Source organism: Vibrio lentus (assembly GCF_002875945.1).
Taxonomy (GTDB): domain Bacteria; phylum Pseudomonadota; class Gammaproteobacteria; order Enterobacterales; family Vibrionaceae; genus Vibrio; species Vibrio apostichopi.
On record NZ_MCZK01000092.1, the window covers coordinates 1 to 678 of the forward strand.

The window sequence follows — 678 nt, forward strand, 5'->3', positions numbered from 1 at the left end:
TCTAAGCGGAGAAGAGCCGCAAAGCTAACCTCGGAAATGCTTTCAATTAGACAAAAAGCCATGCAAGCATGGATAGAAAAATTTTGGGAAGCAGAATATGCAACCGGAAAATTTGGTGAGATTCGTGGCTTGGCTAAACGTAGCCAAGTTTATCATATGCAAGCGTTAGAGGCTGAACAACTAGGGAATAAGGAAGACTATGAACATTTGATCCGCAAAGCCGCAAATCAAGGCAACCCAGATGCGATGTATAGAACAGGGATCTCTGTCCTTAAGTCGAGTCGTTCTGATCGTAAATTGAAGCAAAGCGGGGAAGAGTGGATCGTCAACGCAGCTAATTTAGGCCATATCGCAGCCCAAGAGTTTGTTAAGAAGTTTAGACTGTCAGGTTTTGACCCTAAACCAGCAGCTCACGACAAGTCGAAAGAAAAAGTAAAACCGTTAAATCAAGAGTCATTACTTCGGGAAAAAGCCGATAAGGGTGATGCTTTAGCCATGTGCTTATATGGCAATACGTTAATCCCTTCTAGGAGAGAGTTTGATAAACGTAAAGGACTCGAGTACCTGACTAAAGCTTCTAATCAAGCACCTTCGGAATGTAAGCCTAGACTTTGGGAGGCGTATGATCTCGCACTGAATTCTAACAGCATAGATATGGCCTGAAGTGGTCAAGTAAAA

Annotated in this window: 1 pseudogene; it reads left to right on the top strand. The window is 42.9% G+C overall.

Annotated elements, in window-relative coordinates:
• Positions 1-663 (top strand): annotated as a pseudogene (locus BCT49_RS06375) (hypothetical protein); the annotation flags it as partial.
• Positions 664-678: the final 15 nt, after the last annotated feature.